The following is a 12,421-nucleotide window of genomic DNA, read 5'->3' on the forward strand; positions in this document are numbered from 1 at the left end:
TTTATTAATTCTTATTTTCGAGAATCAAAGCCATTGCTTTTTCTCTTTTTTCTTTTGTTTCCGCTTCCGTTTTCGCGTAAGTGATGACGGTATAAGCCGTATACGAATTTTCGCCCGTACATTCAAAAATTTCAATGCTGTTTTCATTGCTGTCCGCCGCAAACGAATGAAAATCGCTGCCGGCAGAAATCAAATGTTCGCCGCCCGAAATGAGTGCGCCGTCTTTCTTTTGGAAATGTTCGAAAATGCAGTACGACTTTTCATATTTTCGATTGGTTGAATTCAAAAGACTTTTTTCTTTGAATGAATTCAGATGATTTGAATCGGAATCAAAAGCTTCAATCAGCAAAAGAAGCAAATTCACGCCGGATGAAAAATAAACGCAAATCGGCGTCTGGCTCGGGAAGCGCGCGTCAATTTCCAAAACTTTCCGGTCTTTTTGGCTTGAAATGGCTTCAACGTCCATGATCCCTTTTAGATTGAGTCCTTTCGCCAAATCAAAAGCGATTTTTTGATAGGTTTCGTCACTCGGAAGCGGTGTTACCATGTAACAGTCCCAAACATCGTCAATGTGAATGTGAGTTTCTTTAACGACAATATAATCGCTGCCGTTGCCGATAACTTCCAAAGAAATAACGGGTCCTTCCAAATATTCTTCAATCAAATAATTTGGAGGAACTGCCTTCAGTTCGTCATCGGAATGAATGATTTTTGCGCCGATACTGCCGCTTTCAGACGGCGGTTTCACAAAATAAGGCGGCGCGTTCGGTTTGTCTGCCGGTGTCGGAACGCCGACGGTTTTGAAATAATTTTTAGATTTTGTTTTGTCGCAGCTGATTTCGTAAGCGCCGAAATCAAAAAGCAGCGGACATTTAATTTCGCCGGATTCAAAAACGGATTTCAAAAACGCAATCGTTTTTTCATTTTCGTTGACGGGAATCATAAAGTCAACATTTTCTGATAATGAAATAAATCGGGATTTGTCTTTTGTAATATCAAAACAATGAAATTCGTCGGCCAAATTTTGAGCAAGCGCCGACGGGTTTTTATCAATCAAAACAACAAACAATCCCGCCTTTTTCGCCAAATACGCCGCTTCAACGCCCTGAAGTTTGCCGCCGATGAGACAAATACGTTTTCCCGCGTATTTTGATTCCGGAAAATCGGAGGCAATGGATGATGATTTTTCTGAAACGGACATTTTGATTCCTTTATGTTTGATTTATTATTCGGGTTGTTTATTCGTTTGATTTGTTTATTCGTTTGATTTGTTTATTCGTTTGATTTGTTTATTCGTTTGATTTGTTTTAATCATTTAATTTTAGTTTGCCGACTCTCTTATTGATTCGTTTGCTCGTCATTTAATTTCTTTAATTCATTCATTTTTTAATTCGATCGATTTCGATTCAAATAATTTTCAAAACTTTCCTGACTGCCGCGCTCAAGTCCCATCTCATGAAGCTTTTCAATAACGCTTTTCGCATCTCTTTGCCGCTCGCTTAAAGAAACGTCGCGGTCAAAATTAACGACGCCTTCCAGCTTTGAATCAGCGGAAATGATGGACGTCACCACATTCGCGCCGGCGTTAAGGCGGTCAACCATTCCGGGAATGCCGGCAACATCGAGTGACGCCGGAATCAAACGGTCGGGGAAAACAAATCTCAGAATTGAAATGACTTTGAGCTCCATCAAGTCCGACGCCTGCGTCGTCTCGGCAAGCGGCGTTCCGGGCTGCGGCTCAAACGTCATCACACGCACCTGATCCGGGTCCGCTTCCTGCATGCCGCGAATGGATGCGATTGCCGACTTGATGTCATCAGAAACGGACGGATTGATCGGCTCGCCGTTTGAAAGTTTCATTTTGGAAAAACCTGTTAAAATGCCGTCTTCAATGCATATGCCGGCAGCTTTCGCATTTTTTCGGGCTTGAGTGCGCTCTTCAAAAGACTGGCCGACGCGAAGTTTCTTATAAAGTTCTTCTTGGTACGTTTCCTGATAAAGCGCAAAAAAATCGGCGCCTGCCGCCCGCAAGGATTTAATAAAATCATTGTCGACAACGCCGGGCGAAACCATAACCGGAAGTCCCGTGATTTCTTTTGTGATTCTGACAAATTCCAAAAGATTTTCAGGCGTATTGTGAAAATGAGGGTCTTCGCCCATCGTTAAATCAATCATGTGAACGCCTTCGTCTTTGAGTTCTTCACACATTTTACGAAGTTCTTCAGGCGTTACGCGGTAGCGATCGATTTTGTTTTTGGAATTGTAATAGCAAAAAGCGCAATTGTTTTTGCAGTAAGTGGAAAAGTAAACAAAACTGTAAAGGTAGACGTTTTTTCCAAAATAATGATTTTTAACGGCAACAGCTGCGTCATACATCTTTTTGAGGCTGTCGCGATCAGTGACGGAAAGCATTTCGCGAATCATTTCATTTGTCAGCGGCTTTTTTGAAATAATGTCCTCTATGAATTGACAGTATTGTGCATCATCCATTCTTGAAAATAAATCCGTCATCTTTGAAATCCCCCAATTTCGCTGGCTGTTTATTACAGTTTTAATTTTTGTAAATTTATTGTAAATTCATTATATGCTGATTATAAATCTGTTAACTAATTTTGAATCCATTACTGGTACTGATTGAACTTATTATATACCGATTATAAATTTGTATGAATACCGTTGTAATAATATTCAGAACGGCTTCCCCTCTTGATATTTTTGAAATTGTGTCTGACTTTAAGCAAACGCTCGAGTCCGAATCCTGCGCCGATCCAGGGTTTGTTCACGCCCCAGTCCATGTCCATCGGAACCGGGCCGACAACGGCGGAAGACAGTTCCAAATCGCCGTGCATAATGTCAACGGTCGCGCCGTAAACCATGCATTCGTCGCCTTCAAGTTCGTAACTGATACCGAGATGCGTTAAAAATTCATCAATCAGCTGAATCAGGTTTTCGCGCGTTGAGCCGTCACCCATTTGACAGAAATTGACCATCGTAAATTCTTCCAAATGGCTGCTGCCGTCAGATTCCTTGCGGTAGCAGGGGCCGATTTCAAAGATTTTCACGGGATCGGGTAAAATTTTGTCGAAACGATGAAGATAATTATAAAGAACAGGCGCAAGCATCGGGCGCAGACATTTGCCGTCATCGGTTCTGAAAACCTGCTTGGAAAGTTCAACGTCTTTGTCGATTCCCATTTTTACGATATATTCTTCGGGAATGAGAATAGAAGACTTGATTTCAATAAATCCTTTGGAAATTAAAAATGCCGAAATGTCGCGCTCTAACTGTGCCAGCATGTGTTCGCGGCTGTTTTCATAAATGTCAACGAGCTCCGCTTTTCTTTTAGCAACCAATTCCGCTTCCAATTCTTCAAACGGCGGAAGATCGGGGCTGTCCAAATCGATTTCATCGGAAACCAATAATGTTTCCAATCTTTTTCTTTGAGACTGTGAGAGTTTATTCACGGTAACGGGCTCCTGAATTTTGTTTGCTGCCGGCTGCGTTTGAGCGGCGGCTGTGACTGCTGCTGTTGCGGTTGCTGCTACGGTTGTTGCCGCTGCGGGTGCTGTTGCGGTTGCTGCTGCGGTTGCTGCCGCTGCGGGTGCAGATGTACTGCTGCCGTTGCTGCCGGCTGCTGCCCCGACGGGCGGTCTGCTGCTGTTGCCGCCGCTGCCGGCTGCTGCTGCCGGCTGCTCTGCCATTCCTTTCTTCATCACTTTTTTCGGCGCCGTTTTCTTGACGGGCGTTTCGACATAAGTGATTCCCGGATCATAGAAATCTTTGGCAACGAAACGGTTGATACGAACGTCCGAAAGTTTGCAGTGTTTGCAGACTTTTCTGTACTTGGAATTGCGAAGTGCGCGCGCGGATGCGCTGCGTCTGGAATTGTTAACAGTGATCACTTCGCCGCAGTCGGTATGAATACGGATTTTCTTGGTGGAAACATCATATGATTTAACGCCGTGCAAAACGTCTTTTCGTGAAAGCCAAACATCATTGAGTTTGACGAGCCGCTCTAACATTGGTCTGTCTGCCATATTTGTTTCCTCCTTTTATTTTTCCGTGATAAGAATGCGGAAATCCCGGGAATCTAACCCGGCTAAACGGATCTAGAGTCCATTTGGTCTACCTGACCAGATTTCCATTTCCGAAAATACCGATAATTTCAGTCGATGTCGTTGAATTCGATTGATTTCTATTTTTGTGACGCGGTTAAAGCGTTCCCGCATTTAAGTGCTTTTTTAATTAATATCTTTCCCGCCGAACCGCTCGAAAATGCAGCATATATGCTGCCGCTGTTGTTATTTTAGACGCTTGTTATAAGACTTGCAGGCAAATTCGGCATTATAAACTCATGCTGTCAGCTGCTAAAGCGTCAAAAGTGAAAGAGAAGTTGTGTTGAGATCGTTTTCCCATGAACCGTTTTCTTTTTGAGAGTCGGCAAGCCACGGCAAAGATTCCGTTGCTACGTGTTTTTGATTGCAGAGAACGAACGCCTGAAGAACCAAGTTGCTCGTTGCGGTATATTTCCAAAAGCCGTCTTCGCGAACGGACGCGAGATCATTTAATTTTTTGGAAATGAATTCAAAAATCATGAAATCGGCGGCTTCGGTGAATTTTCCCAAATTTTTCTGCTTTTGAAGCGCCGTTAAAATCAACGCGGTCGTTCCGGGATGCTGTCTGTCGGGACTGTCATTTTCACACAAATCCAAACTGAGCTCTTCTTCAAAAATACCGGCATCTGCAAGCGCAGGCAGAATGTAAACAGTGTCGTAAAGATTTTTTCCCCAATCGGCACGGTGCGCCAGCAAATATTGAACGGCGTTTCCGCGGGCGGTGAGAAGGTCGCTGTTGTCCAAACCGCTTGAATTTGATTCTAAATAAGAATAAGCGGCTGACAAACAGGAAATTGCGCGCGCCGTTTCGCGGAGGTCTCCGTTTGAAAATGATCCGTTTTCTTCCTGTTTCAAAAGCAATGTTTGAAGGTAGAGGAAGCCGATTTGAGGATAATTCCAGTAGAAATGGGCGAGCGTTAAGTTTGTCAAATCTTTGACGGCGGCATCTGAAAACGCGCCGCTTGTATTTGAGAAATAATCGGCGATCCATGAAAACCCTGCATCCGCTGCTTTTGTGATTTCTGCCGGCAGCGCGCGCGGAACTGCTTGGAAATTGTGAGCGATTTTACAAGTTGTCATATCATCAGCCGATGTCAATTGAAAAATGTAATTGAAAAGAAAATAAAGTCAATATTAAAAGTAAGTATTAGAGAATAAAGATGAATGGAATATTAAAGGATTTGCCGATAATCAGAAATTTCAGAATTTTAAAAAATATAAATTAACAGCAAAAATAAAAACATGAAATTAAGAAGATATGAAAAGTAATGAAGAATAAAAAAGAATAAGAATAATCGAGTTCCCTGCGGAAGGGAACCCGGGTGTGTGTGTGTTTTTAATATGGTTTGTGGTTATAGAATGTGTGGTTTTAGACTTTACTTTGAAAAACTGATAGTTTAAATTAAAATCCAAAAGCAAATTTTACAAAGAATGCACCTGTATAAAAATGTTACTCTTTTTTGACGACGAAAATTAAGAATAAAACATTATGTAGAGGGCGTGTAAAAAACACGGGATTAACAATTTCCAATGAAGTAAAAACATTACAACCGCTTTGTAATTTTACAACGGTGTTGCAATTTTTGAGAACATTTTTGAAGCGTTTTTCAGAAAAATTTGAAGATATTTGTCATGATTCTACATTCAAAATCAGATTGATTTTACACTAATTGAAGAATAAAGAATAAGACGAAATTTAAAACACTTCTTTTTACTTCTTTTGGTGACCGGCAAACTTCCGCTCGGACAGGCTGCCGCGCGCGACTCGCACAGCTTTAAAAAGCAATCAAGAACGATGACCGCATTTTGAAGAATATACTTTTTTCAAACTTCAATTTTTCAAATCATATTGTAAAATTTAAATCGTATCAATTCTTTTCAATACCCGTCTTTGATTTTAATAAGATTTAAATTTCAAAATAATTACAAATTTCAAAATTTCAAAATTTCAAACTTATATAATTGCAGTGACATTGAGGCTTCTTATGGACAAATATGATAAAGTAATGGATCTTGCCAAACGCCGCGGCTTTTTGTGGAATTCATTTGAACTCTACGGCGGTGCCGCCGGTTTTTTTGATTACGGTCCGCTCGGCTGTACCGTGAAGAGAAAAATCGAAAACCTTTGGCGCGATTTTTATGTTTTAAACGAAGGTTATATGGAAATTGAAGCGCCGACAATCGGTATTGAAGATATTTTCGTCGCTTCCGGCCACGTCGGCGGTTTTTCCGATCCGCTCACGGAATGCGGCGGCTGCAGCCAGTCTTTCCGGGCAGACCACTTGATTGAAGCGCTCGGCATCGAAGGCGTCGGCGCGCTTGACACCGTTCAGTTGGACGAAATGATCGTTCAAAACAACATCGTTTGCCCCGAATGCGGCTGCAAGCTCGGCAAATCTTTTGAATTCAATTTGATGTTCCAAACAAAAATCGGTCCCGGCACCGGCCGCCCCGGCTACTTGAGGCCGGAGACCGCACAGGGAATGTTTGTCGACTTCCAGCGCCTCTCCCGCTTTTACCGCGAAAAGCTGCCGTTTGGCGCCGTTCAAATCGGCAAATCTTACAGAAACGAAATTTCACCGCGCCAGGGCGTTTTGAGACTTCGTGAATTCACGCAGGCCGAATGTGAAATTTTCGTCGACCCCGATGTCAAAACGCATCCGAATTTTGACAAATACAAAGATGTCAAACTCACGCTTTACCCGCAGGCGCAGCAAGCAGACCCGAGCGGAACGACGATTCAAAAAACTGTCGGCGAAGCCGTCGCGGACGGAACAGTCGCGCACGAATTTTTGGCTTACTACGTCGCTCTGACAAACGATTTCTTAATCCGTGTCGGCATTTCGCCCGAAGACCTCCGTTTCCGCCAGCATTTGTCAGATGAAATGGCGCACTACGCCGTTGACTGCTGGGACGCGGAAATCAAAACGGATCGCTTCGGCTGGGTCGAAGTTGTCGGCATCGCCGATCGAACGGATTACGACTTGTCCGCGCACGCCAAGCAGAGTAAGGTCGAGCTTTCCGTTTACATCGAATATCCCGAGCCGATTATTGAAACGAAATTCGTTGTCAAGCCCGACATGGGAAAACTCGGCCCGCTTTTCAAAGGCAAAGCGAAAGCTGTCGGCGACGCGCTTAAAGAGCTCAGCGCCGAAGAAATTCAAGCGGCCGGCGATGAAATCACTGTAACGGCTGACGGCGAAAGCTTTACCGTTTCGAAAAATTTGATTGCATTCGGCGAAGAAAGCGTTAAAATTTCAGGCAAAACCATTGTTCCGCACGTCATTGAACCGTCTTACGGCATTGACAGGATCACTTATTGCGTGATGGAGCACGCTTACGATGAAGAAGAGTTGACAGCAGACGCCGGTGCTGATACAGCTGACGATGATGAAGGAAGCCGCGCCGTCATGAGATTTAAAAATATTGTTGCGCCGTATCAGGCGGCTGTTCATCCGCTGATGGGCAAGCCCGACTTGTCTGCTGCCGCTCGAAATTTGTTTAGCGAAATCGTTGCCGCCGGCATTATGTGCGATTACGATGAATCCGGAACGATTGGAAAGCGTTACAGAAGAAATGATGAAATCGGCATTCCGTTTTCGGTAACGATCGATTTTGACACGATTGAAAAGGAAAACAAGCCCGTGACGATCCGCGACCGCGATACGATGAAGCAGATTCTTGTTCCGGCCGACAATTTGGTTTCGGTTTTGAAAGATTTGCTTTCGGGCAAAAAAACGTTTGAAGAAAGCGGGGAAATAGTTTCCCGCTGATTTTTTATTTTTCTTTCTTTTTCTTTCTTTTATCTTGTTTTTGTTTTTCTTTCTTTTCATTTTCATTTTTTCATATTTCAAAACCCGGCACCTCGTTTTTCGATTCATTTTTCAAAAATTTGTGCGGCTCGCGCGCGGCGGCACCCGTAATTGCAGCCGTAATTACACCCGCATTCGTATGCAATTCAATTGATTTTGTTTTAAATTTTAAAACAGAAAATTTAATTTTAGTTTAATTGATTTTCAAATTATACAATTTTTATTGATTTTTTAAATTTTAACATTCTTTAAAAACAGCATGCTCAATAAATAATAAACTCTGTTGTAAATGATTTTCAAAATAATAAAGTATTTATACTATTTGGGTGTATTTAGAAAATAACTCAAATTTAATTGTTTTACCTTTGAGCCCTCTGTATACTATTAAATATATAATCGATACGCCATATATCGAAATTGCAACAGAACAAAAACGAAACCTCCGTTCAAAAAACAAAATAATTTGTTCAAAATTAAATTCCCCGTAAAGTCTGACGGCCCGTTTCAAACGGGCTTTTCTCCTTTTTATTTTATCTGATTTCTGTGGTTTATTTTTTCATTTTTTCTTTCATTTTTGAACAGCATAAGCTGTTTGTTTTTAGAATACAAATAGGAAATAAAAAACAAAGAAAATAGAGAAATTAAAAACAAAGAAAAAAGAAAGATAAAGAAAAAATTTCAGCAAAATGCCGCGTAATATTCGCCGTGTTTTTGAACCGTGACGGGAACTTCAAAAAGCGCCGTCAAATTTTCATTTGTTAAAATATCTTCTTTTTTGCCGTCGGCAAATATTTTTCCGTCTTTAATGAGAATCACGCGCTTGATTTCGGGAATTATATCCGACAAATCGTGCGTAACAAGAATAATGTTTTTGCCGGCTTTGGCAACCGAACTGACAGTTTTTCGGAATTGGTCGATCGATTTCATATCGAGACTGTTTGTCGGTTCGTCCAAAACAAGCGCTTTCGGATCGTGAACGAGCGCTCGGGCAATCAATGCTTTTCGAGCTTCGCCGGATGAAATTTTCGTCATTTTTTGATTTCTCAAATGATGAATTCCCAAAAATTTCAGAATTTCGTTTGCCATCGCTTTCATTTCAATCGTCACGTCAAAAAAATCATCATAAATGCCGATGCTTGAAAAATATCCAGAAAGAACGATTTCAAAAACGGTGCTGTCCCGAAGACACATATTTTGAAGATCAGTCGTAATGATTCCGAGCTGTTTGCGCAAATCAAAAATATTCCACATCTCTTCGCCCATAATATTCATATGAAGCCCGGGAGCGTCAGCAACGGGATAATATTCGCGGGTCATGACTTTAATCAAAGAAGATTTTCCCGAGCCGTTCGGGCCGATAATGGCAATATTTTCATCCGCTCCGACCAAAAGAGAAATGTCATCCAAAATAGCGCGTTCATCTTTAATGACCGTCATATGCCTGAAATCAAGAAGCGGAGCTGTGTCATTCATAGTAAAACCTTATTTGCAGATATACCGCTTTACAGATATATTTGAATCCCGCCGAAAATATGATTGTATTCGGAAACCATTTCCTGCGGCCCGCTGTAAGATGAAAGCAGCGACAGACCGGCAAGAACGATTGTATTGTTCATACAGACAACATTGCCTTCGTCATGGGGTTTTACGGCGATTATTCTTTGGTCCGCGCTCAAATGGACAAAATATCTGGATTTATTGAACAGCTCGGAAGATATCGAATCAGGACCGTCGCGTCTTACAGAAACAGCTATCTGGGGCGGCGCATAAAACGGCATATTCGGAATCAACCCGCTGTTCGGGGTCAATCCGTTGTTCGGAATCAATCCGTTGTTTGAATTTGATTTTTTTTCCGTTTCTGAAGCATTCAATTTTTCGTGAAGAGAGGTTATGATATTTTTGTTTTCCGCATCTTTTTGTTCTAAAATATGGACCGCTTCATGCAGCTCTTTGACTACGGTTTCATATTCTTTTCTTGTATCCGTAACCGCCTGCGCAATATTTTTGCTGAGGATATCTTTGTATTTTTCTTCCAAAAGAGGCTCAATCGTGTTTTTATGTTTTTCCCATATGCCGGCTGCAATGGCATCTTTTTGGTCTTTTTTCAGTTCAAACATGAATGAAGAATCAATCCTTTGCAACCCTCTCGCAAAATAAGTATATGTTTGATTTAAAATTAAAGAACAAATCCAAGTCTCACCCGGCAAAATAATTTTTTCGGAATCGTAATGTCTGTACACACGCAAACCATTATACGTCGAACTGACTTTACCGCTGTCATCCATTCGGAAGGTCAAAACCGTTGTATTCTTTACATCTTCCCAATCATTATCGTCCAATCCGTATTTTTCATTCACATCTGATATCCATTGATTGAACTCCATTATATCGTCTCCCCTTCGTCATTTTTTAAACCCGTTTCTTCCTCAATAATCGGATTCTCAACAGCCGAATTTTTATCAGCTGTCGGATTTTTATCAGCAGTCAAATTTTCAGTAATGGCCGGATTTCCGTCAACGGTCGGATTCTGCATTGCAAGCAGAGGCATTTTTTCCAATTCATGAAATTTGTCGGCGGTTTGTATGACTGCGGATCCGACTGTGTTTGCAAAAGCGGCAACTTCAACTCTTTTGCCTGCCGCCTGAACATGTTGTATGGCCGGTACGAAATCACGATCACCGCTGACAACGATTGCGACATCATAGTGGTCTCTTAAAGCGTGTACGACCATTTCGCACGCCATCGCCACATCAACTTCTTTTTGTTCGTATCTGTCAGAATCAAACGCATCCCGAATCATCACTCGAAAACCTAAGTAGCGAAGTTTGTCGTGCAGTCTTTTGGATGAATCTTCATGTCCGATGGCTCCTTTGGAGTCAAAAACATATGCTGCCACAAGTTCTCTTGAACCAAGCAGGTGTCGGGCAAGAGTTTCCAAGTCCAGTTTAAAAGGCAGCGATTTCATTGTGTCGACGCTTTTGATGATGTTTCTGTAGTCAATGAACATCATGACTTTGTTATTTTTATTATCCGAACCGATTGCCATTTTTACCGCCCAAAATCCGTCAAAATGAATATTTGTTTTAAATTAAATGTGATAAGAACAGAATCATCTTTCTATCATTTGTCAACATTTTTGTTTATTTATTTATCTATTATTTTGTTTTTAATCCTTTTTTCCTCTTTTATCCTTTTTATCTTTGCTTCCTGAATCCTGTCGTTTCGTCATCAACGAGCTTTGTAATTTCATGCAATTTTTTTGTCTGATAGCGGTACCAAAGATAAACGGCGATAACGGCGCCGGCAAGCGCAGAGAATGAAATCAAAAGATAAAACGGCGCGTTTTCATTGTAATATTTTACGCTGACCGAACCAATCGGGCTGTTCCATTTCAAAACATTCCGGCCGCTTTCATCTTCCTCAACTGAATCCGGACTCGGCGAAGCTGTTCCGATGATTCTGTTTCCGGTCGTCAAACCCTCAGGAAGAATGATTTGAATCGCGGCGGCGCCATCGTTTATCGTAACAGATGTGCCGCCCATGTACGGCGTAAATGTGTAAACCAAAACGCCTGTGAAATTTTCTTCAAATTCAATTGTCGGCGCGGTTTTCGGATTTTTCAAAGAATAAGCGGGATTTACCATGACCGGATTTTCAATAAGATCGTCAATGCCTTCTTGCGTTGCGGTAAAATCTCCGTTTTCGGTCGTGATGAAATAAATATTTGTAAATTCAGGCGCTTCAAAAGAAAACAGACTTGAATCGTAAAGAAGAGTGACATTTTTTTGGTCATTGATCAAACGAACAACTTGAACCGATGAAGATTCCGAATCGACAAAATAAGTGCCTGATTCAACGATTTTTTCCTGACCTTTAACGGTTGGAACAAAAATGTTCAGCTCATATATGTCAAGCACGCCTGATATGTTTTCCGCTTCCGCCGTATTGCTTGGATCACTTGTCAGCATCGATAAGCAGCCGCTTGAGGAAACAATTGAAATGATGAATATGAAAATGAGCAACGGAAACAGACTTTTTTTCATGAATGAAAATAGGATTCTGATGATAAATACGTTTGGTCAAAAAAATTTGTTCAAATTTTGCTCGTGACCGACCTTCGGTCGTTCTCTCACAAAATTTCATGAGCCGGGGGGAGGGCGGTGTTTGTAAAAAATCGCTTCGCGATTTTTGAGGGCTACGCCGGTTTGCAGTTGGAGTGTGGTGTTTGTTTGCAGTTGGAGGGAGGTGTTTGTTTGCAGTTGGAGTGTGGTGTTTGTTTGCAGTTGGAGGGAGGTGTTTGTTTGTAGTTGGAGGGAGGTGTTTGTTTGCAGTTGGAGGGAGGTGTTTACTGAAAAAATCGCGAAGCGATTTTTTTGCGGCACCGCCGCCGCGCGCGAGTGCTAGAATTTTAAATAAATGACACAAAAATCGCCCTGCATTTTTGAAAAAACCAAAATCAAAATCGATCATACATTTTTCAAAAAAATCAAAAAC

Annotated in this window: 10 protein-coding genes; 2 read left to right on the forward strand and 8 right to left on the reverse strand. The window is 41.7% G+C overall.

All coding sequences use genetic code 11. The features are described 5' to 3' along the window. Positions 1-4 precede the first annotated feature (4 nt). From pylC to MmiHf6_RS07040, 4 genes are all read right to left on the reverse strand, one after another. Entirely contained in the window at positions 5-1,201 is a 1,197-nt protein-coding gene (gene pylC / locus MmiHf6_RS07025) for a 3-methylornithine--L-lysine ligase PylC (RefSeq protein ID WP_316557086.1), read from the reverse strand. 185 nt (positions 1,202-1,386) lie between these two features. After that, positions 1,387-2,511, reverse strand: a complete 1,125-nt coding sequence (gene pylB / locus MmiHf6_RS07030; RefSeq protein ID WP_316557087.1) for a methylornithine synthase PylB — start codon at positions 2,509-2,511, stop codon at positions 1,387-1,389. 143 nt (positions 2,512-2,654) lie between these two features. Beyond that, positions 2,655-4,037, reverse strand: a complete 1,383-nt coding sequence (pylS, locus tag MmiHf6_RS07035; protein ID WP_316557088.1) for a pyrrolysine--tRNA(Pyl) ligase — start codon at positions 4,035-4,037, stop codon at positions 2,655-2,657. Positions 4,038-4,367: 330 nt separating this feature from the next. Then, the gene (locus tag MmiHf6_RS07040; RefSeq protein ID WP_316557089.1) at positions 4,368-5,195 is read right to left on the reverse strand and encodes a hypothetical protein; all 828 of its coding nucleotides are present in this window, start codon (positions 5,193-5,195) and stop codon (positions 4,368-4,370) included. A 905-nt stretch (positions 5,196-6,100) separates the two neighbouring features. Here MmiHf6_RS07040 and glyS point away from each other — a divergent pair. Beyond that, positions 6,101-7,888 (forward strand): glycine--tRNA ligase, encoded by a 1,788-nt coding sequence (glyS, locus tag MmiHf6_RS07045; RefSeq protein ID WP_316557090.1) that lies wholly within the window; start codon positions 6,101-6,103, stop codon positions 7,886-7,888. Between the two features lie 717 nt (positions 7,889-8,605). Here glyS and MmiHf6_RS07050 read toward each other — a convergent pair. From MmiHf6_RS07050 to MmiHf6_RS07065, 4 genes are all read right to left on the reverse strand, one after another. Further along, positions 8,606-9,400 carry an ABC transporter ATP-binding protein gene (locus MmiHf6_RS07050; RefSeq protein WP_316557091.1) on the reverse strand — a complete coding sequence of 265 codons (795 nt, stop codon included), beginning with the start codon at positions 9,398-9,400 and terminating at the stop codon, positions 8,606-8,608. Between the two features lie 29 nt (positions 9,401-9,429). Further along, a complete protein-coding gene (locus tag MmiHf6_RS07055) occupies positions 9,430-10,311 on the reverse strand; it encodes a hypothetical protein (RefSeq protein WP_316557092.1) in 882 nt (293 codons plus the stop codon). After that, positions 10,311-10,973 carry a LabA-like NYN domain-containing protein gene (locus MmiHf6_RS07060; protein ID WP_316557093.1) on the reverse strand — a complete coding sequence of 221 codons (663 nt, stop codon included), beginning with the start codon at positions 10,971-10,973 and terminating at the stop codon, positions 10,311-10,313. Before MmiHf6_RS07060 ends, MmiHf6_RS07055 begins: the two co-directional genes overlap by 1 nt. A gap of 148 nt (positions 10,974-11,121) precedes the next feature. After that, positions 11,122-11,895: a DUF5803 family protein gene (locus MmiHf6_RS07065; protein WP_316557094.1), complete on the reverse strand. Its 774-nt coding sequence runs from the start codon at positions 11,893-11,895 to the stop codon at positions 11,122-11,124. Positions 11,896-12,115: 220 nt separating this feature from the next. On the opposite strand from MmiHf6_RS07065, the gene MmiHf6_RS07070 reads away from it, so the two are divergent. Next, positions 12,116-12,331 (forward strand): hypothetical protein, encoded by a 216-nt coding sequence (locus tag MmiHf6_RS07070; protein WP_316557095.1) that lies wholly within the window; start codon positions 12,116-12,118, stop codon positions 12,329-12,331. Positions 12,332-12,421: the final 90 nt, after the last annotated feature.

It is taken from the genome of Methanimicrococcus hongohii, assembly GCF_032594095.1.
GTDB lineage: Archaea > Halobacteriota > Methanosarcinia > Methanosarcinales > Methanosarcinaceae > Methanimicrococcus > Methanimicrococcus hongohii.